19 protein-coding genes and 3 tRNA genes are annotated in these 20451 nt (G+C 58.7%); all 22 read right to left on the bottom strand.

What is annotated here, in order from left to right:
- Nucleotides 1-60 precede the first annotated feature (60 nt).
- Nucleotides 61-768, bottom strand: a complete 708-nt coding sequence (gene kdsB, locus JONANDRAFT_RS04055) for a 3-deoxy-manno-octulosonate cytidylyltransferase (RefSeq protein WP_233417383.1) — start codon at nt 766-768, stop codon at nt 61-63.
- A 14-nt stretch (nt 769-782) separates the two neighbouring features.
- Nucleotides 783-1982 carry a hypothetical protein gene (locus tag JONANDRAFT_RS04060; RefSeq protein ID WP_008522886.1) on the bottom strand — a complete coding sequence of 400 codons (1200 nt, stop codon included), beginning with the start codon at nt 1980-1982 and terminating at the stop codon, nt 783-785.
- Nucleotides 1983-1986: 4 nt separating this feature from the next.
- Nucleotides 1987-3222, bottom strand: coding sequence for a 3-deoxy-D-manno-octulosonic acid transferase (locus tag JONANDRAFT_RS04065; protein ID WP_008522889.1), 1236 nt, complete (start codon nt 3220-3222; stop codon nt 1987-1989).
- 1 nt (nt 3223) lies between these two features.
- On the bottom strand, nt 3224-4237 hold the full coding sequence (locus JONANDRAFT_RS04070; protein ID WP_008521190.1) for a KpsF/GutQ family sugar-phosphate isomerase: 1014 nt from the start codon (nt 4235-4237) through the stop codon (nt 3224-3226).
- Nucleotides 4234-5085, bottom strand: coding sequence for a 3-deoxy-8-phosphooctulonate synthase (kdsA, locus tag JONANDRAFT_RS04075; RefSeq protein WP_008522890.1), 852 nt, complete (start codon nt 5083-5085; stop codon nt 4234-4236). Before kdsA ends, JONANDRAFT_RS04070 begins: the two co-directional genes overlap by 4 nt.
- The gene (gene lpxK / locus JONANDRAFT_RS04080; RefSeq protein ID WP_008522891.1) at nt 5066-7336 is read right to left on the bottom strand and encodes a tetraacyldisaccharide 4'-kinase; all 2271 of its coding nucleotides are present in this window, start codon (nt 7334-7336) and stop codon (nt 5066-5068) included. The genes kdsA and lpxK overlap by 20 nt, the downstream gene beginning before the upstream one ends.
- On the bottom strand, nt 7333-9069 hold the full coding sequence (locus JONANDRAFT_RS04085; protein ID WP_008522892.1) for an ABC transporter ATP-binding protein: 1737 nt from the start codon (nt 9067-9069) through the stop codon (nt 7333-7335). The genes lpxK and JONANDRAFT_RS04085 overlap by 4 nt, the downstream gene beginning before the upstream one ends.
- Complete coding sequence (locus JONANDRAFT_RS04090; protein ID WP_008521194.1) at nt 9059-10144, bottom strand: glycosyltransferase family protein; 1086 nt, start codon at nt 10142-10144, stop codon at nt 9059-9061. The genes JONANDRAFT_RS04085 and JONANDRAFT_RS04090 overlap by 11 nt, the downstream gene beginning before the upstream one ends.
- Nucleotides 10141-11247: a lipid-A-disaccharide synthase gene (locus JONANDRAFT_RS04095; RefSeq protein ID WP_008522893.1), complete on the bottom strand. Its 1107-nt coding sequence runs from the start codon at nt 11245-11247 to the stop codon at nt 10141-10143. The genes JONANDRAFT_RS04090 and JONANDRAFT_RS04095 overlap by 4 nt, the downstream gene beginning before the upstream one ends.
- The gene (locus JONANDRAFT_RS04100; protein ID WP_008521198.1) at nt 11232-12050 is read right to left on the bottom strand and encodes an LpxI family protein; all 819 of its coding nucleotides are present in this window, start codon (nt 12048-12050) and stop codon (nt 11232-11234) included. The genes JONANDRAFT_RS04095 and JONANDRAFT_RS04100 overlap by 16 nt, the downstream gene beginning before the upstream one ends.
- On the bottom strand, nt 12047-13135 hold the full coding sequence (gene lptG / locus JONANDRAFT_RS04105; protein ID WP_008522894.1) for an LPS export ABC transporter permease LptG: 1089 nt from the start codon (nt 13133-13135) through the stop codon (nt 12047-12049). The genes JONANDRAFT_RS04100 and lptG overlap by 4 nt, the downstream gene beginning before the upstream one ends.
- Nucleotides 13113-13610, bottom strand: a complete 498-nt coding sequence (locus JONANDRAFT_RS04110) for a KdsC family phosphatase (RefSeq protein ID WP_008521202.1) — start codon at nt 13608-13610, stop codon at nt 13113-13115. Before JONANDRAFT_RS04110 ends, lptG begins: the two co-directional genes overlap by 23 nt.
- A 4-nt stretch (nt 13611-13614) precedes the next feature.
- A complete protein-coding gene (gene lpxA / locus JONANDRAFT_RS04115; protein ID WP_008521204.1) occupies nt 13615-14427 on the bottom strand; it encodes an acyl-ACP--UDP-N-acetylglucosamine O-acyltransferase in 813 nt (270 codons plus the stop codon).
- Complete coding sequence (gene fabZ, locus JONANDRAFT_RS04120; protein WP_008521207.1) at nt 14424-14888, bottom strand: 3-hydroxyacyl-ACP dehydratase FabZ; 465 nt, start codon at nt 14886-14888, stop codon at nt 14424-14426. The genes lpxA and fabZ overlap by 4 nt, the downstream gene beginning before the upstream one ends.
- Nucleotides 14889-14912: 24 nt before the next feature.
- Entirely contained in the window at nt 14913-15740 is an 828-nt protein-coding gene (gene lpxC / locus JONANDRAFT_RS04125; protein ID WP_008522895.1) for a UDP-3-O-acyl-N-acetylglucosamine deacetylase, read from the bottom strand.
- On the bottom strand, nt 15740-16762 hold the full coding sequence (gene lpxD / locus JONANDRAFT_RS04130) for a UDP-3-O-(3-hydroxymyristoyl)glucosamine N-acyltransferase (RefSeq protein WP_008521209.1): 1023 nt from the start codon (nt 16760-16762) through the stop codon (nt 15740-15742). Before lpxD ends, lpxC begins: the two co-directional genes overlap by 1 nt.
- A gap of 31 nt (nt 16763-16793) precedes the next feature.
- Complete coding sequence (locus JONANDRAFT_RS04135) at nt 16794-18605, bottom strand: BamA/OMP85 family outer membrane protein (protein ID WP_008521210.1); 1812 nt, start codon at nt 18603-18605, stop codon at nt 16794-16796.
- Between the two features lie 82 nt (nt 18606-18687).
- The gene (locus tag JONANDRAFT_RS04140; protein ID WP_008521211.1) at nt 18688-19383 is read right to left on the bottom strand and encodes a histidine phosphatase family protein; all 696 of its coding nucleotides are present in this window, start codon (nt 19381-19383) and stop codon (nt 18688-18690) included.
- A gap of 187 nt (nt 19384-19570) precedes the next feature.
- A tRNA-Thr gene (locus tag JONANDRAFT_RS04145) sits at nt 19571-19646 on the bottom strand.
- A 4-nt stretch (nt 19647-19650) separates the two neighbouring features.
- Nucleotides 19651-19726, bottom strand: a tRNA-Glu gene (locus JONANDRAFT_RS04150).
- A 2-nt stretch (nt 19727-19728) separates the two neighbouring features.
- Nucleotides 19729-19804: transfer RNA gene (locus JONANDRAFT_RS04155), tRNA-Lys, on the bottom strand.
- 71 nt (nt 19805-19875) lie between these two features.
- Nucleotides 19876-20451, bottom strand: coding sequence for a DUF501 domain-containing protein (locus JONANDRAFT_RS04160; protein ID WP_008522896.1), 576 nt, complete (start codon nt 20449-20451; stop codon nt 19876-19878).

The raw sequence follows: 20451 nt of genomic DNA on the forward strand, positions 1-20451 counted from the left end.
GATACCGGCAAACGGATCTAAGTAGAGCGTTCTCACCTTTCAGCCCTCCTATGGCAAGGATTACCGGCTGTTCAACAGCTGGCGGGCCCGTTCCAGATCTTCCAAGACGTCGATTCCGATCGTCGGCCCGGCCAGAGTATCCACTGCAACGGCAATTTGGTAGCCGTGCTCCAGAGCGCGAAGCTGCTCAAGGCTTTCGGCCTCAGAAAGAGGCGTCGGCTCAAGCGCGGCGTAGACGGGCAGGAAATCGGTTTTGTAAGCGTAAAGCCCCAAGTGGTGCAGCAGGACGCCTGCTTTTACCCGCTGGTAAGGAATAGGACTGCGGCTAAAGTACAGCGCACAGCTTCTCCGGTCAAGGACGACCTTGACGACGTTCGGGTCCTCCAGCTCGCCGTCTCTGATGGGCACGGCCAACGTTGCCATCGGAGCGTCAGACGTGATGATCGTCTCGGCCAGCAGGTCGATAAGCCTCGGTTCGATGGTCGGCTCGTCCCCTTGAACGTTGAGCACCGCGGCGCAGTCGGTTCCGCGGGCTGCCTCGGCGACCCGGCAGGTCCCGTTCGGGTGGTCCGGTGACGTGATGACCGCCTCACCGCCGAAACTTTTGACCGCCTTCACGATTCGCTCGTCGTCGGTTGCCACAACTACCCGACTGAGTGAGGACGCCTGAAGACACCGCTCATACACGTGCTGAATCACCGGCTTGCCGTTCAGGTCAAGCAGGGGTTTCCCGGGCAGGCGGGTGGACCCCCACCTAGCTGGAATCACGCAGAGGAGCTTTTTCATAGCCGGTATTCGCGAGCTTTTTTGCGCAGCAGAGTGACGTCGATCGGTCGAATTTCGTCCACAATCCACCGTCTCATCGCTTTGCCTTCCGGCGTCTCCTGCTTGTAGCTCATAAAGTCAAGCGTGACGCCGAGCCGGTCTGCCAGCTTAAGCGCCATCACAGGCCACAGCTCGCCGACGTCGCCGATGAGAGGAAGGCTCCCCTCGTGCCGGGCGAACGCCGACATTTCCATGCGGAACGGAATCCCGGAGATCTTCGTCTTCGGGAGCCCCAGAGCAATGGCCTCCTGCATTTGAGCCTGAAAGTCGTGAGCCCGCCGCAGGTTCTCGTCCAAGTCGAGGCGAATCAGCGTTTTGCCGCGCATGTGGTAGGTGTGTAGGCCTTTCCACCACGCCCAAATACCATGGCCGGTGTATTTTTCAAACGGGCCGTCGTGAAGCTCCTGCGAGAGGGCGATGGCCGACTCGATGATGACGTCAGCGTCTTCGAGCATACGGGCCAGCCGCTGAGACCGCTGGGAGATGGAAATGCTGTCGCCGATTTCCATGCCGATGTTGCCGCCGCCGACCATCTGAGGGATAGAAACGATAACAGGCAAACCGTGAAGCGCTCCGGCGCCAATCATCGTGCGGGGGTCAGCGGCCCAGCCGGCCACTTCTTCAAACGGGAGACCGTAGGTCCGAGCAATCGCGCCGATTTCAGCGGCGAGAGTCTCGTTCCAATATCCCATCGGGTAAGCCATGTTGCCGGCAGCTTTGATGACCAGATGTCCTTCTGCTGCCTCTTCTCTGGCAAGAAGGGCCTCGTCCAGGACAACCTCGCGCCGAAGCGCGGCCCGCTGTTCCGCCGTCTGACAGGTAAACTCGAAAACCTCTCCTCGAGGCATGTCCTCAGGGGTAAAGCCCAGCGCGTCCGATGAGCACATCTTCACCTCGTCCAGCGCCCCGGCCATTTCGTGACCGATGACGGCCGAGCTGGTCGTCACGCCGTCGATCAGCCCCTTGTTCATCAGTTCAGCAATGAGGGTCGTAACGCCTTCGTGAATGTTCGGCCCGCTGCCGCATGCCACGACGATTTTACCGCCCTTTTCCTTGACGGCAGCCATCCGGTCGACGGCTTCGTCGAGGCTGGCACGGGTGCGGGGATCCTGATGGTCATAAAAGCTTTTCAGTAACTCACGGTTGATTTTCGCCATTTTTTCATCTCCATTGCCCCTTGAGTTCGGTCATCTGTCGGTCTATTTCCTGCCAGCTTCTTCTGGCAGAGCCTAGTTTCCCATCAAAAAAAACACGAGCGCTTTCTGCAATTTTATCCCGTAAGTTCTCGTTCAGGGCGCCGATAAAAAACTCCGCTATGCTGGACGCGTCGGAGACGAGACGGCAAACGCCGAGCCGAAGCAGCTCTTCCGTTGGCTCCCGGAAATCCGAATAGGAGGGACCAAGGCAAAACGGGCATCCCCAAACAGCAGGCTCGTAAACATTCTGACCGCCGCGGGGAACGAGTGTTCCGCCAACAAACGCCGCCTGCGCCGTCCCGTACAGGCAAAAGAGCTTCCCAATTCTGTCGACGATCATGACGTCCCAGCCTAAAGTGGGAGCTGAGAAGCGACAGACAGCGCCGCAGCCAGAAAACAACTCTGCCACGCTTTCGGCCCGCTCCGGGTGCCGTGGCGCGATTATTAAGCGGGCCCCCGGACAGCGCTTTTTCACTTCCAGCCACGCTTCATGAATGATTTCGTCCTCGCCGGGATGAGTGCTTCCAGCCAAAATGATCGGCCGGTCCGGCTCGTCAAAGACTGGCAGCTTTTCCTGTTGCCGGCGGATCAGCAGGGCGTCAGTCTTGTTCTCCCCTGTCACGATGACCCGTTCCGGATGAGAACAAATGGCTTTGAATCGCTCTGCGTCCTCCGAATCTCGGGCCATAATCACCCGATACCGGTCCAGCACAGATCCCCAAAAAAATTTCAACCGGCGGTAAGAATGAAAACTTCGGTCGGAGATCCGGCCGTTCACGAGAAAGGCAGGAATCCCCGCCCGGTACAGCCGATCCGTCATGACAGGCCAAAGTTCCGTTTCCATGGTGACATAACACCGGGGCCGCAATTCACCCAGAGCGCGGGACACGATAGACGGAGCGTCCCAAGGATAATAGGCGTGAACGACGTTCGGCATGAGCTGGCGAACCATCGCCGCTCCGGTTTGGGTAACCGTCGTTACCAAGACCGGCAACTCAGGAGCCTCTTCAGTGATGCAGGTCACCAGAGGCAAGGCGGACTGAACTTCGCCTACTGAAACCGCGTGAACCCACACAGCGCCGCGGGGCACCCGGGACGAATACCAGCCGTGGCGCTCATCCAGACCTTCGGTGTACTTTCGGTCAATCAGCCGGGCACAGCCAGAGAAAACCAGCTCGGAAAGCGCGCCGTAGAGCCACATGTCACGCGACTCCGCTCTGGAGCAGTTCGTGCAGGTGAATGATCCCCACAGGGAACTCGCCGCGGGTCACGATGAGCACAGAAACTTCCTTCTGCTCCATCAGCCGCACGGCCTGAACCGCCAGCTGGTCGCCGCTGATCGTCAGGGGGGAATGGGTCATGACCTGCGACACGGGCAAGTTTAGCGCTTCAATGCCTGACTTTGTCAGCAGGCGTCGCAGGTCGCCGTCGGTAAAAATTCCAAGCAGGCGGCCTTGGTCATCGACGACGATCGTCGCGCCGTAGCCCTTGCTGGTCATTTCAAAAATCGACGACTGAACGGTAGTTTCTGCCCGCACTAGAGGAAGGCGGTCGCCTGTTCCCATCACGTCACAGACCCGAAGCAGCAGCTGCTTGCCTAGGCTGCCCGCCGGGTGAAAGAGAGCGAAGTCCTCCCGCTTCAGATCTCTCAGCACTGTGACCATGCTGCTCAGCGCGTCGCCGATCGCCAGCTGAAGCGTCGTGCTGCTGGTGGGGGCCAAGTTGAGCGGGTCGGCTTCCCGAAGCACCGACGCGTCTAAAACAAGATCGCTGGCGGCAGCCAAAGGAGACGAAAGATCTCCAGTGATCGCGATCACCGGTGCGCCAAGGCGCTTGAAAAACGGCGCCAGCGAGACGACCTCAGCAGTTTTCCCGCTGTGGCTGATGAGCAGGGCCGCGTCCTCCTGACGCACCATGCCCAAGTCGCCGTGGGCGGCCTCAGCAGCGTGGACGAAAAACGACGGCGTGCCAAGCGACGCCAGAGTAGCTGATATCTTGCGCCCGACGTGACCAGACTTGCCCATGCCGGAAACGACCAGCCTTCCCCGACAGCCGGCAACCAGACGGGCCGCCTTGCACAAGGACTCTCCCATTCGGTCAGCCGCCCGAATCAATTCGCTGGCCTCTTCGCGCAGGACCGACGTCCCAACCTGAAGCAACTTGGCGTCGTCAATCTGAACCGGCGTCCTGTCCGCCGGCAGGGTCACGTGGGTCATTTCTGGCACCAGTCCAACTCCACCGGCCCAAGGTCGGACCGAACGAGCCGATCGATTGTAGCAATATCAGTCAAGAACCTTTCCGCCATGGAAAGTGGGACCATGTTCGGCCCGTCGCTGAACGCCTCTTCCGGCTTCGGGTGAACTTCCATGAACAGGCCGTCGACTCCGATCGCCACGGCGGCCCGAGCGAGCGGCAGAGTAAAACGCCGGTCGCCGCCCGAACTGTCCCCCTGTCCGCTGGGCATCTGGACGCAGTGAGTCGCGTCGAAAACTACTGGACGGCCAAGCGAGCGCATGATTGGAAGCGACCGCATGTCCACGACGAGCTGGTGATACCCCATCGAGGTTCCCCGCTCGCAGACCATCACGTTGTCGTTCCCGGCTTCGTGAAGTTTCGTAATGACTGACTTCATATCGCCTGGCGCGAGAAACTGGGCTTTCTTCACGTTCACAGGCCGACCAGTCTTAGCCGCAGCAACCAAAAGGTCGGTCTGCCGACAGAGAAACGCCGGAATTTGAAGGACGTCGACCACCTGAGCCACAGGCTCTGCCTGCCAGCTCTCGTGAATATCGGTCAAAACGGGGACGTCCAACTCTCCCTTGATGGTCCCGAGCCATTCCAGCCCTTGGTCAATTCCCGGGCCGCGCTTGCTGTGAATAGAAGTTCGGTTCGCCTTGTCGAACGACGCCTTGAATATGTAGTTGAGCCCCAGCCGGGAGCAGATCTCCTTCAGAGCCCCGCCGACTTGTAGCCCCAGTTCCAAGGATTCCAGCGCACAAGGGCCGGCAATAACCGCCAACGGAGAACCGTCACCTATCGAAAAATTACTGATTTTCACCGACATCCTTAGACGTCTCCTCTCGTTTCTCTTGCAGGCTCCGCCAGACCTGGCACCGGCGCTCCCAGCCTAGGTGCTCAGCCGCCCAGTTCACCAGGTCATCGGCCATTCCGGACGAACCGAGGCGACTCCGTCCGATCTGAGCCATTTTCTCCATAGACTGCGGGTCGTCCAACAGCCCAAGAACCACATCTGACAGAGCGACCGGGCTTTTAGGGACAAGGATTTCAGATCCGGCGAGAAGTTTTTTCTGAACTCGTTTACCCTTTTCGTCCACCGAGACGACGGGAATGCCGAGTCCCGCGCAGATTTGATTGGCCGTTCCAGCCAGTCCCAAAAGGACTTCTGCCCCGCGGGCTGCCTGAGAGACCTCGCCGGAAAAGACCTTCACCGTCAGGCCGTTCTTTCTCAGCGACGGCACCGATCCCGTTTCGTCAAAATGCCACCCTGAGGCAGCGCGCACAAGACGTTGGGTTGAGATAGTCGAGGCGACCACGAGCACAGCTGACACGGGGGCCTTCCGCGCTACGAGTTCCAGCGCGTCAAGCAGCAAGGGAAGATCCCTGTATGCCCTGTCCCGACTGCCTGGAAGCACCAAAATCCTTCGACCATTTTCCCACAAACTGGGCATGCTTGGTACCTGTTCCGCCAAATCCATGATCGGGTTTCCGGCAAACCGCACGGAGCCGCCGTTTTCCGCCAGCTCCTGACGAGTCGCGTCGTCCCTCGTCCAGATCATGCGGGTGTTCCGCCTGTACAGCCACCGCTCAATTTTCATATGTCCGCTGATGTGAACCGTCTTCGCCGTCGCGACGAACAGGGGCGATCGCCCCTGTCCCCACAGGGCGTGCAACAGCATATACGAGTCGCCGACGCAGACAGGCGTCCGCAGAGCATACCGAAGCTTTCGCCAACAGGATATCTGCGCCCTGATGTGCCCGAAAAGTCCGGCTCGAATATCCCCGATCAGATCCCGGAAGCGGTACTTCACCACGCCGCCTGACGGGGTGACTGCCGGCGGCGGAACCACTGAGATCCCAGCCGCCCGGTACGAACTGCCCATCCCAACAACCGGGAAGGCGACGACCTGGGCGTCAGGGAGCCGGGCTTTCAGCTTTTTTGCCACCACCGCCCCGATGGCGTCCTCGCCGTGCCCATTTGAGGCCACGACAAGTTGAGGCTTCAGGCAGTCGGTCAGGTAAGACCAGAACCGATCCTCGTCTTCCAAGGCTGTTTCAACCTGGGGCACCCAAAGGGGAAGGGGCGGTTTCCACCCGGATGGAAGGTTGTACGTGTCTTTTTCCGTGCAGGTCAGACCGCATGCCCCAGCCCGAAGGGCATTGGCGGCAATCCGGTTCAGGTCACTGGGCGTAAAGCGGTGGTGGTCCTTAAACTGAGCGGACGAAATAACCCGAACGCCAGCCTGCTGAAGAGTCATCAAAAAGCTGTGCGGGTTGCCGATCGCAGAAAAAGCTGCCAGCTTCTTGTCTTTCGGATAAAAGTCGCTTGGCGCGAGACGGCCCGATTCAAAATTTCCCCACTGGGCAATGCGAAGTCGGGAGCGAAAAACGCGGCTCAACGGAACGTATTGGGCGAGCTTTCGCTCTATCTCCATGAGCTGGCCGTCCGTCACCTGATCAACCTTAGACAGCACAATCAGATGGGCCCGGCTTATCGCCGAGATCTTTTCCCGCAAAATGCCACCAGGAAGAAGCTGTCCGTTGCCAAACGGACAGGTGGCATCGACGAGGACGATGTCGCAGTCTCGGTCGAGCCGACGGTGCTGAAAACAGTCGTCGGCGACGGCAACGTCACAGCCGCACCGGGCCAGATATTCTGTCCCGACAAAGCGGTCAGGCGAGACGGCCACGACCACTTCTTTCAGCTTATTGGAGAGCAGCAGCGGTTCATCGCCGACTGCCGAACGTTTTGCCCTTCCGTTTCGGAAGACGAGCGGCGTTCTGCTCACCCCACCGTAACCGCGGCTTACCACACCGCAGACGAGCCCCTGACGGACCATGTGCTTGGCCAGATACTCAACGAATGGCGTCTTGTTCGTCCCGCCGGTGGTCAAGTTTCCCACGCTGATAACCGGAAGCGGCGCCTCCATGGACCGTTTGACGCCGTGACGGTACATCCAGTCACGCGCGGATGACAATTTGCCGGTAAGCCAGCTGAGCGGACGGAGGAGGGCCCACGCCGAGCCGGGAACCTCCCCTCGGGCGTACTGAAGGTAAGACTGCAGCAGCCGGCTCATCGGTTGTGGCCGTACTGGAGCGCGAAAAGTTTTTGATAGCCGCCGTTCAGGGCGATCAGCTGGTCGTGGGTTCCTGACTCGATGATGCGCCCATCAGAGAGGAACACGATCCGATCGGCCGAACGAATGGTCGACAGCCGATGGGCGATAATGAAGCTGGTACGCCCTCTCATGGCCGCTTCCATTGCCTCTTGAATGCGAAGCTCCACCGCTGCGTCCAAGGACGATGTGGCTTCGTCGAGTATAAGAATCCGCGGATCCCGAATGACCGCCCGAGCGATGGCGACCCGCTGGCGCTGGCCGCCGCTGAGCGTCACGCCCCGCGGGCCAACCGGCGAGTCATACCCGTCCGGCAGCGACTCGATGAACGCGTCAATACCTGCCATGCGGGCCGCCGTCTTGACTTCCTCGTCGGTTCCATCATAGCCGTAGGTGATGTTGCTTCTGATCGTGCCTTTCATCAAAATCGGGTCCTGCGGGACGACGCCGATCTGACGGCGCAGGCAGTCGAGTTTAAGCGTCCTCACGTCCCGGCCGTCAATCAGCACCTGGCCGCTCTGGGGATCGTAAAAGCGTTGGACAAGGTCAACCAGCGTCGACTTGCCTGCGCCGGTAGAGCCGACAATCGCCAGCTTTTCGCCGGGACGAACGTGAAGGTCCAACCCGCGGAGAACAGGCTGTTCTTCCACGTAGGAGAACCAGACGTTTTCAAAGTCCACTTTGCCGGTCACCCGCCCCGGATCCACAGCGTCAGGCGGCGAGACGATCCGATCGTCGTTGTCCAAAAGCTCGAAAATCCTTTCGGCCGCGGCGACGCCGAACTGGAGCTGACTTACCGCGCGGGTAAACGCGTTAATTGGACTGGCCAAGAATCCCATAGTTCCTAAAAACGCGACCAGCTCGCCGGGCGACATTCGACCCGCAATGACCGCTTTCCCGCCGATCCAAAGGATTACGGACAGCGCCAAGATAAGGAAAACCTCAACGCAGCCAGTCAAGAGGGCGTTCAGCCGAACCCCCTTCATGACGACTTTGAAGTTCTCTTCGTTTGCCTCTTCAAACCTGTCGAGTTCCTGCGGCTCAGTGGCAAAAGCCCGGACAATGCGAATCGCACCGAGAACTTCTTCTGCGACGGCTGTCAGCCCGGCAACGTGCTCTTGGGTCTTGCGGCCAACCCGGCGAAGCCGCTTGGACGTCTTGTCGAGCACAACCACGACAAAAGGCAGAATGACCACCGTGTAGGCCATCAGTCGCCAGTTCAGGTAGAACAGGTACCCGATCATACCGACGCAGCTCAGCCCATGGACGACTAAATCGACCAACACGCCGCTGACGGTCGTTTGCAGGACGTTGGCGTCGTTGGTGACTCGCGAGAGGAGTTCTCCAACGTTGCGGGCGTTGATATACCGAAATGAGAGCGTCTGAAGGTGAGCATATGAGTCCTGCCGCAGGTTGAGAACGACCCGCTGGCCCACCCAGTTCATCAGGTACTTCTGCCAGTAAGCGCAGATGTTTTTTAAAATAAAAAAAGCCACAATCGCGGCGGCAATGTAATTGAGAAGATCTCCCCGATGGCTGATCAGCACGTCGTCGACCGTGTTCTTCATCAGCCAAGGCGGAACGACCGCGCAGAACGCGACGCCAGCCATGCAGAGCACAGCCAGCGCGAGCCGCCGCCAGTACGGTGCGACGAGACGAAGCATTCTTCGAGACGTGGAATTTTTAGCGATCATGGCGAGCGGTCACCTTCTCTTCGAGCAAATCACAGATACGATCCGGAGCGCCGGGCTTCACAGCCTGAGCGAGCCCCTCCAGCTTCTGACGAAGGGACGTCAGTCGGTCCCGGTCAGATAATAGCGACGACAAGGCGTCAGACAAATCGTCGGATGAAAGGTCACCGACCAGCTCGGGGACAATCTCCCGGCCGGTCATTCGATTGGGCCACGCCATTTTTCCCTTCCGAGCCACGGCCGCGCGCTTAACGTAGAATGACCGCAGGAACTGAGGCGCCAAAATACCCAGCAGCCCCGCTACTGGAATTTTAGCGAGGAACGAAAACGGAAGCACCGTTAAAAACGGCACTCTCAGGTACATCAGTTCAAGCGTATTCGTTCCCGGCTGAGTGATCGCAAAGTCAGCGCCGCCGGCAACTGACGCAATCGTTCCCTCGACCGGGTACAAGCCGGCGCGGTGCCAATTGTCCCACTCGTTATCGGAAGCAAACGGCGAAAGCGGCGTTCTTACTTCAAGATCCGGCCTGACCTGACGAAGCTTTTCGCAGGTTTCCTTCAGCAAGCCAAGAGCTTGAGAGCGAATCGACGGCCGACTCCCTGGGACGAGAATCAGCCGAGCTCCCGACGGTCTTTTCCAAAGGCCGTCCCCGGCTTTCAGGCTGTCCAGCACCAAGTCGCCGACAATCTGCGCTGAGGAAACACTTAAAAGCCCTTCGCGGGGAGCTAAGACCAAATCGCAATGGCCGAGGCCTTTTTTCATCCCGTAGGTGTAGCACGCCAAGACGGCTCGGTTGGCCTGGGCCAACCGACGGCCGAACATCAGGTCGCCGCCCAGCTGAAGGACCGCGTCAAAACCGGCGTTTTCCCCAAACGCGAACCAGGCGTGCAGCGCAGAACCGTAGCGGGTCACAGGGACTCCGAGAGACTGCAGGGCCGCTTCCTCCCGGCCGGAAGCGAACGGACAGGGAAGCAGAAAAATGGACGCATTCCACCCCCGAGCCCGCGCGGCACTGAGAACAGGCCGCGCCCACCCCCACACCTCGCCGGGCCCGTTGGAGAGGATCGCCAGCCTCACTGCCGATGCTCCATCAGTTCCAAAACGCGGCGGGCCCACCGGGCGAAGACTCCTGGGGTGCCCATCCTCCGCCGGTTGGCCGCGAGGGTTCGATGAACCTTCGACCGGAAGTCAGAACTGGAAACGTACCGCCGAATCGCCTTCCAAATCAGATCTTCCCGACATTTATCTTGGATCAGTTCGGGGTATACCTGCCAGCCGGCTAGCACGTTAGGAACTGACACAAAGGGCGTGAGCCGAAGCAGGTTAAACACCGACCACTCAAACAGACTTCCCCGGTACAGGACGACCATGAACCGGTCTAAAAGCATCGCTTCGACGGCCACAGTTCCACTGGCCGCGACGACAAACCGAGACCGGGCCATCAGCTCTCGTCCTGGACCTTCAAAAACCGGCAGCCCTGCCTTGTTGGACCGAATCAGCTGGGCCCCTTCGGCGCGCAGCCCTGACGCCAGAGAGAGCACTGGCCGAAACCCGCTCTTTCTCAGCCGAATTCCGACCCGTTCCAAAATCGGCAGCAGGGAGCGAACTTCACGAAGTCGGCTTCCAGGCATTAAGGCGACGGTTTTCTCGTCCTCATTCGGCGCTCCGACGTTCCAACGGCTGACATCGTCAATCAGCGGGTACCCTTCCCACACCGCCGGCACGCCGAGAGTTTTCAGCACCCGAGCTTCAAAGTCGAACAGCGGAAGGCACAGGGTACAGTACTTCTTCAACGCTTTTGCTCGGCCCCGGCGCCAGGCCCACACTGTAGGCGGGCATAGGTCGACGATCGGTCCGTCAAAGCCGGCGCGGCGGAGGCGGCGAGCAAGCGGAACGTGGAAGTCCGGGCTGTCCACCAACACGACAGCGTCCGGCCGACGCCGAATCACCTGTTCGACAATCTGACTGCTCAGCCGAAAAATCCGCGGGATCCCGCGTAAAACACTTGAAAGGCCCATGATCTGCAGGCTCTCGTTGCTCCAATACCGCTCAAGGCCGGCAGCTAACGAACCGCCCATTCCCCAGATCGGCTGGTCGTACCCGGCGCGGCGCAGCTCAGAAATCAATCCGGCGGCGTACAGGTCCCCGGAGACTTCTCCAGTGCTCACGAAAATTGACACGCCGACACCCCCCACACAGCAATCCCCAGCTTATCAGCTTCAGAGACAAACGACTCGTCAAGCAGCAAGACGCTGCCGGCCTGAAGGAATAGGGCGGTCAGCCCGGCGTCGGCCATTTTATGCAGCGTGCGAAGCCCAACAACAGGCAAGTCATACCGTCGGTCCTGATCTCTTCTCATGCCCTTGACGAGGACGCCCCGGCCGGCCAGCGCGCCTGCTCGCTCGATCATGCCGTCGGTGCCCTCCATCGCTTCAACGGCGATGACGCTTTTGTCCGCCACCACGAGGGACTGACCGAACGACAGCGGCAAAATCTTCTCCAAGACGGACCAGCCGTACTGAGCGTCTGCCATCTCGTTTTCGCTGGGGCGCCCGGAAGAGACTTGTCCTTCTGAAACCACCATTTCCGGCACGACGTCCTCATACGGGACGACGCGGATTCCAAACCGTTCAATAGTTCTGACCACAGCCCCAAGCAGGCTGTGGTCATTTCTTTCGCTCGCTTCTGCCAACGTCGACCGCGACGTCTCGTCCATGTTCTTTCGGTCGTACATCAGCTTCTTGGGCACCCGCCCGGCAAGGATCAGCCGCCGAACGCCGGCAAGACGCATGGACGTCAGGATCACCCCAAAGGCCAGCGGATTTTTCACCGACTTAAACGCGCAGCCCAGATCGGTCCAAGGAGCGGAATCGTCGGACAGCAAAAAGACGGCCGGGTCAGTTTCACCCCGCCGACGAAGTCCCTGAAGAATTGCCAAAGGCAGCCGTCCTTCACCGGCCACAAGAGCCAGTTTGCCGCTCATCGATCAGCCCTTCGGATCAGAAAGACGGCAGCGACTAAGAAAATGATATTCGGCAGCCAACCGGCGACCACCGGAGGGAGAGCGTTGGCCTGGCCAAGCGATTTTCCGACCGACATCAGGACGTAGTACAGAAACACGATTAAAATGCTCTGCCCGAAACCAACGCTTCGGTTGCCGTGCCGTTGGTGGCTGACGCCGAGCGACGTCCCGATCAGCGAGAGAATGACACACGCCCATGGGACGGCCAGTTTGAAATGGAACTTGACCCACAGGGCGGAAATATCTTTGCCCTGCATTTTCATCGCCGCAATATACCGATACAGGTCAGAGACGCTCAGGTCGTCGGGCTTGACCGACGTGTTAGCAATCTGACGCGGGGTTAAAGAAATCGGCAGCTCCTGCTTGGCAAAGTGAAACAAGTGTGCGACGCCGTCGGGTTCCTTCATCTCGTAGACGTCCCCGTCAGTCAGATACCAGATTCCGCTCACCCACTGACCGTTCGGCGCCACCGTGATTCGGGTCAATTTGCCGCTCGCCAGCTCCTGCACGATGACGTTGGACATACTGCCGCTGGACGGATCCAGCTTGCCCACATACACGACCCGGCCGCCGGGAGCCTGAAGGAAGACCTCCTGTTTAATTAAAACAGGCTTCTGCTTGGCCACCTCAAAGGTCATCACGTTTTCAGCTGCCCGCTGACCTAAAGGCACAAGGGTCTCGTTCAGTATCAGAGAGAGGATAGAGATGATAACCGCCCAGAAAATCACCGGCCAGTTCATTCGCCAAAACGATATCCCTGACGCCTTCAAAGCGACGACTTCGCTGTTCGTCGACATCGCGCCGAAGCCCAAAAGGGCCCCCAGCAGGCACGACATCGGCAGAGTGAGCACGACCACGCCGGGCAGCTCGTACACAAAGAGCCGACCTGCCACGGCGAGAGAAACTCCTCGTTCGATGATCAGGTCGGCGAGTTTGAACAACAGACCGCCTGCCACCATGATGAGAGAAAAAGCCATCACGCCGAACAGGAACGGCCCAGCAAGTTCTTTTGAAATATATCGGTCAAGCGTGCGGCAACATTTCATTCTGCAACTCCGCGGCATTACGCCGAAGCAATTCGTCCGTAACTTCTCGGACAGCCCCGAAACCTCCTCCGCTTTGGGTAATCCAGTCGGCAGCCTCTTTCGCAGCTGAGACAGCGTCAGCCACTGCAGCGCCGAACCCAGCCCAGCGAATGCAGGCACAGTCGTTCAGATCGTCGCCGACGTAGGCCGTCTCGCTCTGAGAAACTCCAAGTTCCCGACAGAGCTCCTGAAGAGCGGGCAGTTTTTCGCCCTTACCGTTCATCACGACTTTCATACCCAGCTCTTTCGCGCGAGCCAAAGTAGCGTCGGACTGGCGGGCGCTGATCAGCGCCACCGTGCCGCCGCTTCCTTTAAACATCGCAATGCCTAAGCCGTCGCGAACGTGAAAACGCTTAAACTCGTGACCGGCCCCGTCGATGAACACGCCTCCGTCGGTCAGAGTGCCGTCGACGTCAAGCGCCAGTAACCTGAACACCAGCCTACCGATCCTGTTCGTGACCGCGGCTTTTTGGCCAAGTGCAGACGCCGCGGCCCCGGTTCGAGCTTCGGAAGAACTCGATGATCCGCAGGACGTCCTTGTCAGTAGCATTCTTAGCCAGCTCTTCCACAGCCTGACGAATCGGAAGTCCGCTGTGGTAAATGCGCTGATATGCGTGCCGAAGCAGCAGCCGTTTTTCCTGCGAGAACCCGTTGCGCTTTAATCCGACCACGTTCAGGCCATAGACCCGGGACGGGTGGCCGTCCACCAGCGTAAAGGGAGGGATGTCTTGGACGTTTTTCGACGCACCGCCGACCATGCAGTATTCGCCGATGCGCAGGAACTGATGAAAGCCGGCTAAACCGCCGATGACCGTATGCTCGCCCACCTCAACATATCCGGCCAAGCCAGACTTGCTTGAAATGATCACGTTGTTGCCGATGGAAACGTTGTGTCCTACGTGAACGCTGTCCATCAGCAGACAGTCGCTGCCGACAGTCGTCCGCTGTCCCGCCCCGGTACCGCGGTGAATCGTTACGTGTTCCCGAATAATCGTTCGGTCGCCGATGCAGACGTAGCTTTCCTCGCCCTTAAAACCCATATCCTGCGGTTCGGCGCCGATGATCGCGCTTTCATAGATGACGCATTTTTTCCCAACAGTAACATACTGGCAAAGACGAACCATCGGCCTGATGACCGTGCCGTCGCCGATGGTCACGTGATCTCCAATCATGCAGAAAGGACCAATTTCGACTCCCTCACCCAATATCGCGTTGGGAGAAACGATTGCCGTCGGGTGAATATGAACTGTCATTTTTCTCCCTCCTTCCGGAGGTCATCCTCCGAACTTTTAGGTAAAAGAGCGAAACTGAGGATTGCCTCGGCGACCATTTGATCGTCAACCTTCGCTGTCGCGCTGACCTTGCCCATTCGGCCGAGCGTTCTGATCATCTGAACCTCCATGACCAGTTGATCGCCCGGAACGACCATCTTCCGAAACTTGGCCTTATCAACGCCGGTCAAAAAGGAAACCGCCCCTTCGAGACCGAATCCTTTAGCGAGCATCACGCCCGCAGTCTGAGCCAAAGCCTCCAAAATCAAGACGCCAGGCATCACGGACTTTTGGGGGAAATGCCCTTGAAAAAACGGCTCGTTGAACGTGACGTTTTTGATTGCCTTCGCTGATTTTGCCGGCTCAAGCTCTAAAACTCGATCGACTAGAAGGAACGGGTACCGGTGAGGCAAAATGCTTTTCAGATCTTCCGCGTCGTACATGTCTTCGTCTCCTCATACCGCACATTAGCATTTTTCAGCGCATCGACCGAGCCTGTCAACCAGCTTCAGGTGCATCGCGTGTCCGGCCCGTATACCAATAAAGTGTCCCTTCAAGGGACGCCCAATTAACGTTAAATCCCCCACAAAATCGAACATCTTATGGCGAACGTACTCATCCGAACAGCGGAGCTCGTTGCCGCCCAGAGGCCCTTCACTTCCGACAACCAAGGCCGTGTCAACCGTCCCGCCGAGCCCAAGGCCGGCCGCTCGCATTGCCTCAACTTCCGCCTCCAGACAGAACGTCCGGCACTGGGCGAGCTCCCTGATGAACGTCTCCGGGGCAACGGTGACCGTTGCCGTCTGTGTCCCGATCGGAGTGCCGGAGTAGTCAATCGTATAAGTAATACGGAAGGCGTCATCCGGCAGCGCCGCAGTAACCTTTCGACCGTCTGGCGACTGCACGGCAACAGGCGCGGCAACACAGAAAAAGTCTCGATCGCCCGACTGCTCAGCAAAGCCGTTTTGGGCCAGCCCTTGGCAGTACTCCAGTCCGCCGCCGTCCAACAGAGGCGCCTCAATCCCATCTGGGCAGATTATGACGTCGTCAACACCCAACCCGCGCAGCGACGCCAACATGTGCTCCACTGTCATCAGCCTGTGCGAGCCAAACGACAGGACGGTCCCGCGGCCGTCCCCGCTCCGCTGGGCATGGGAAATTTGGAACGCCTCGCTGCCAAACCTGACCTGATACCCGGTCCCTGAAGGAGCCGGAAGGAGCTGAACAGAAGTGCGCTCGCCCGAGTGAAGTCCTACGCCGTCGAAGCGAATCGGATTTTTCAGCGTCAGCCGCATCAGTCGGCCTGCTTCGAGGACTCTAGCCGCTTCAGCCGGTCGAACAGCTCAGGCAGCCGCCGAATCAGAGCTAGGGTCTTGAAGTCCTCCCTGTGGTCTCTGGCGGGAAAGCCTGACACAACGGCGCCAGCGGGAACGTCCTTCGTCACGCCGGAAAGCGCGGCGACAACTGCCCCGCGGCCGACCCGCCGGTGGTCCTGAATCCCGCTCCTGACGGCGAGAATCGCGCCGTCTTCGATTACCACGCTGCCAGACAGGCCGGACTGGCTGGTGATAATGCAGTTGCGGCCGATTTGGGCGTTGTGGCCGATCTGAACTTGGTTGTCGATCTTTGTGTCGTCACCGACCGTCGTGTCGCCAATTGTGCCCCGATCGATCGTCACGCAGGCGCCAATCGACACCCGGTCGCCAACCTTCACCGCGCCGATTTGAGGTATCTTCACAGGGCTCGAATCCGGCCCGCCGGGAATAAACCCAAAACCGTCGCTTCCGATCACAGTACCGGCATCGACATAACAGTCTCTACCAACGGAACATCTCCGGTGAATGGTCACCCCTGGTTCAAGGACTGTTCCCTCGCCGACCTGAACATCCTCACCGACGTAGACCCGAGCCGTCAGCCTGACGTTGGGGCCGATTTTTGCTCCCCGGGAGACGACGCAGAACGGGCCGACGAACGCAGAAGCGTCTACTAACGCGCCGGGGGAAACGCTGGCCGCAGGCGAAACACCGGGGCATACAGGCGTGCGGGGCTCGAAAAGGGCTAGGACTCGGGCCATCGACTGGCGAAACGACTTAACGATAACGCCGTCATAGCCGGCAGGGAACTTACCTTCCTCAGCTAAGACAGGGACTTCTGAGGGGACAGACTTGGCCAATTCTGGCGAGTCCACGAAGCTCAGCCGGTCGGCGTCAAAGACTCCTGCCGGAGAAACGCCGGAGACACTCCGCCGGCCGTTTCCAGAAACCTTTCCGCCTACAGCCTCAGCAAGTTCTGCCAGACTCAGGGTCTGTTTTCCCATCCCGTCCCCTCCAATTTCAGAAAAGGTCCGATTAGAACATCTCGCCGAAACCGAAGTGGTACTCGGTCTCTTTCTTGCCGTTGGGCCGATCGCCCCGAGCCACGTCGACGCGAATCAGGCCAAAGGGCGACTTAAAGCGAATCCCGACACCCGGCGATTTCAGCCACTCGTCAGAATCAACCGTCGAAGGAAGGAAGGGCGCCCTCGTGCCGCCGCGCCAGACCCGACCGATGTCATAGAACCCAACAATCGAAAAGTTCTCGTCAATAGGAACTCGGAACTCCACGTTGGCCAGAGCCATGCGCACACCGCGCATGTACGACGACTCGTAGCCGCGGACAGTCCGCGCGCCGCCGATAGAATACCGCTCAGAGAACGGCAGGCTGTCGCTGCTCGAGTCAGCACCTCTGATTCGGAGCGCCAACACCGCCGGACGGTCTTCCGTCATCCCCAACTTGACGAAGTCCTGAAGCCAAGGCATTGGATAGTAGAAACAAGCTTCGGCCCAATACTTCGTGTAGGACTTGTCGCCGCCAAGGACATCCCACGCCTGCTGAACGCCGATAGTCTCGCGGTCGCCCTTCGCGTAGGGCAGATACGGGTCCGTGTTGTCCCGAGTCAGCTCAAGAGTGGTCGAAAAAATCTTCGTGTTCAACGAGTCGTTGTCGGTGTAGAACTTCTCAATCTCGGCGGCGGAGACGCCATATTTAGCCGCAAGGGCTCTGTTGTCAGCCGCATACGGGCCGGTCGTCACTTCGTTTTTATGCCAGTCCGCGGTGAAGAACCAGCTAAGTTCACCTTTTCGGCCGAACTTTCTGCCAATACCGACCGACGCTCCGTACCGCTTTTCATCGAACTTGAACATATCCAACTGCTCGTCCCGGTAGGTCAGCTCGTCGTCCTCCGAGTAGTACCCGCTGACCTTCCAAGAAAAGTTCTTCTTGTCCATGTACGGATCGGAGAAGTTGATCCAGTAATTGCTGTAGTCGCCCTTGTCAAATCCCACGTCAAGGACGCGGCCCCAGCCGCCGAAGTTGGACTCTCTGAAGCTGGCTCCGCCGCTCAGACCGCTGCTCGAACCGTAACCAATCGAAAGGGTCAGCGCGGCGCTCTTTTTCTCCGTTACGGTCAGGATCAGATCGACAACATTCGGATCGTCAGTCGGTTCAAAACCGACTGAAACGTCGCTCAAATAGCCAAGGGAGCGAAGCTTGCCAACCGACCGGCGCAGCGTGGTCGCGTTGAGCATGTCGCCTGTTTTCATCGGGAAATAGCGGCGAATAACCGCCGACTTGGTCCGCTTGTTGCCCTGAATGACGACCTCGCCGACCCGCACTTCCCCCAGCTGTACGACGACGACGCCATCGTGCATTTCAACATTTTTGATCCGGGTCATCGAGTATCCGTCCTTCTGGAAACGATCCCGCAGCCGCTGAAGGTCGTTGCGGAAGAACGCTGAGTTGAACGTCATACCCGGCTTCGTAAACAGAAGGCTTTTCAACGTCTTTTCTTTGTACAGCGTATTGCCTTCAAACTGAATATCCTTAACCACAGGATTTTCAGTCACTTGAAACTCCAGCGTCAGGCCGTCGTCGCCGGTTACAAAGTGCGCGTCGACGTTCGAGAAATACCCCAAGTTGAAGATGGCTTTAATATCGTCTGAAACGACTTGCTGATTCGCCTCTTCACCGGGTTTTGTCTTCACGATCGAAAGCACGTAGTCACTGGACACGGTAGTGTTGCCAACTACCTTGATGTGATCCACCGTAGCCGCAAAACAGCTCGAGACCATGGCAGCTGTCAGCAGCAAACCCAACAGGCAAATTTTCAGTTTAATCAACATTAAAAAATTCCCCTTCCGTTTGCGATCTCCAAACAAGAGTTTTGAGAACTGTCCAACAAATTATTGTAACAGAGAGTCTCACTTACGATCGAGAAAACAGGTCAAATCTTTCATTTTCCGAGTCAAGCCCGCCCTCAGCGTCCATAGCGGTCGGCCGCGAGCAGGAACTGAGGTGCCGGCAGTCGTTGGAAAAGCTGAGCCAAAACTGGCCGTTCCAATATTCGAGCCCGGTCAGGCTGCAGTTATTCAGGCAGAACCTCCAAGTGGCGCGGCTCGGCGCCCCAAGCGCCTCAGCAAGCAAAGCCCGAAGCGTCCCGCCGTGGCTCACGATCAATATCCGAGCCTCCTCCGACTGGGCGGCGCGCCGCAGAACGCCCGCCGCACGCTCCCGAACCGACAGGAACGACTCGCCGTCCGGGGGAGTGACTGAATCGGGATCTTCTCCCCAGCTCGCGTAGGCATCCGCCCAAGACGACGCGATTTCATCTCTCGTGCAGGTCTCCCACTTGCCGAACGATATTTCACAGAGCTCCGGGCAGACGGTCATATCGCCCACGGACCTGCCGGAAGCCAAGACGGCAGTTTCGGTCGCTCTGGAGAGCGGACTCGTGAATATCAGCTGGGGATTCCAGCCTTGAACCACGTCGCGGCAAGCAGCCGCCTGCCGCCTGCCGTCTTCGTTCAGCGACACGTCACTGCGCCCCTGATACCGGGACTGACAGTTCCAGTCTGTCACCCCGTGCCGAAGAAGCACAATTTGCTTGACTGGTGAAAACATCCCGTATCCTTTCGCTTTTCCCACGTCCAGTTCCAGCCTCGCTGAACCCTGCGGACGGTAAACTTGGCACAATATCAGAACATATTGTATCAAGTCGGACGAGTTGGCGCAACGACTGCCGCATGGTTCAACGGCAAAGGCCGGAAAGATACAAAAAAGCCCCGCGTTTCCGCGGGGCAAAACTTCGTGGAGCCGACTTCCAGACTTGAACTGGAGACCTGCGCATTACGAGTGCGCTGCTCTACCAACTGAGCTAAGTCGGCATGGTGGCGGTCCCAGCGGGATTCGAACCCGCGCTACCGCCGTGAAAGGGCGGTGTCCTAGGCCACTAGACAATGGGACCAATGGTGAGTCGTGCGAGACTTGAACTCGCGACACCCGGATTAAAAGTCCGGTGCTCTACCGACTGAGCTAACGACTCTCGACGACGCGTCACTGGGGAATGATACACAATTCGAGCTGATTTTTCAAGCCCTCAAAGTGATTTTGCCGTCAGAATACATTTTCTTCAAACCGGGAGCACGCTCGATCAGGACAATCAATCGGGCCAATGGAATCAGAAAGCCAAGACTGGGCCGGATGCTCTCCCATTCCCAGCCAAGCCCCCACCTGCAGGTGAAGGCATTTAACCGACGGGAGCTCGGTAGTTCTGAGACCTCCGACGCCTCGCTTCGCAATGCTGATCCAGAGCGGACGGCAGAACCGCCGCAGAAAAGCCTCCTGATGAGGCAAAAGCAGCGACAGCCGAAAAGCCGCGTACCGCCTCTGATAGTCGCGCCACTGCGCCCCCCGGTCCGCGAGAAAGGCTTCCAACTGACCGACGCCGCCAGCTGACTCAAGGCATCCGCACTGTTTGACGAGCCAAGGGCAGGTTAGCCAAAACGAGGTCGGAAACGGACGGGCGCCAACCAGCGGTCGGCAAACGATGACCTGGGGATATCCCCAGGAACAGTACGATCCGACACCAATCAAAGCCCTCTCATTGAACCGCCGAGACGCCATCTGGCCTTCCACAATCCGGCGGCAGGCTGAGCCTACCGAGCGCCCCCCTAAAAAGGGGCCTCTCAT

This window comes from Jonquetella anthropi DSM 22815 (assembly GCF_000237805.1).
Lineage (GTDB): Bacteria > Synergistota > Synergistia > Synergistales > Dethiosulfovibrionaceae > Jonquetella > Jonquetella anthropi.

Excerpts from the sequence above, each read along its gene's own strand:
- JONANDRAFT_RS04060 (WP_008522886.1), bottom strand. The coding sequence starts at position 1,982 with ATGGCGAAAATCAACCGTGAGTTACTGAAAAGCTTTTATGACCATCAG.
- JONANDRAFT_RS04065 (WP_008522889.1), bottom strand. The coding sequence starts at position 3,222 with ATGTGGCTCTACGGCGCGCTTTCCGAGCTGGTTTTCTCTGGCTGTGCC.
- JONANDRAFT_RS04070 (WP_008521190.1), bottom strand. The coding sequence starts at position 4,237 with ATGACCCACGTGACCCTGCCGGCGGACAGGACGCCGGTTCAGATTGAC.
- kdsA (WP_008522890.1), bottom strand. The coding sequence starts at position 5,085 with ATGTCGGTGAAAATCAGTAATTTTTCGATAGGTGACGGTTCTCCGTTG.
- lpxK (WP_008522891.1), bottom strand. The coding sequence starts at position 7,336 with ATGAGCCGGCTGCTGCAGTCTTACCTTCAGTACGCCCGAGGGGAGGTT.
- JONANDRAFT_RS04085 (WP_008522892.1), bottom strand. The coding sequence starts at position 9,069 with ATGATCGCTAAAAATTCCACGTCTCGAAGAATGCTTCGTCTCGTCGCA.
- JONANDRAFT_RS04100 (WP_008521198.1), bottom strand. The coding sequence starts at position 12,050 with ATGAGCGGCAAACTGGCTCTTGTGGCCGGTGAAGGACGGCTGCCTTTG.
- lptG (WP_008522894.1), bottom strand. The coding sequence starts at position 13,135 with ATGAAATGTTGCCGCACGCTTGACCGATATATTTCAAAAGAACTTGCT.
- lpxA (WP_008521204.1), bottom strand. The coding sequence starts at position 14,427 with ATGACAGTTCATATTCACCCGACGGCAATCGTTTCTCCCAACGCGATA.
- fabZ (WP_008521207.1), bottom strand. The coding sequence starts at position 14,888 with ATGTACGACGCGGAAGATCTGAAAAGCATTTTGCCTCACCGGTACCCG.
- lpxC (WP_008522895.1), bottom strand. The coding sequence starts at position 15,740 with ATGCGGCTGACGCTGAAAAATCCGATTCGCTTCGACGGCGTAGGACTT.
- lpxD (WP_008521209.1), bottom strand. The coding sequence starts at position 16,762 with ATGGGAAAACAGACCCTGAGTCTGGCAGAACTTGCTGAGGCTGTAGGC.
- JONANDRAFT_RS04135 (WP_008521210.1), bottom strand. The coding sequence starts at position 18,605 with ATGTTGATTAAACTGAAAATTTGCCTGTTGGGTTTGCTGCTGACAGCT.
- JONANDRAFT_RS04140 (WP_008521211.1), bottom strand. The coding sequence starts at position 19,383 with ATGTTTTCACCAGTCAAGCAAATTGTGCTTCTTCGGCACGGGGTGACA.
- JONANDRAFT_RS04160 (WP_008522896.1), bottom strand. The coding sequence starts at position 20,451 with ATGAGAGGCCCCTTTTTAGGGGGGCGCTCGGTAGGCTCAGCCTGCCGC.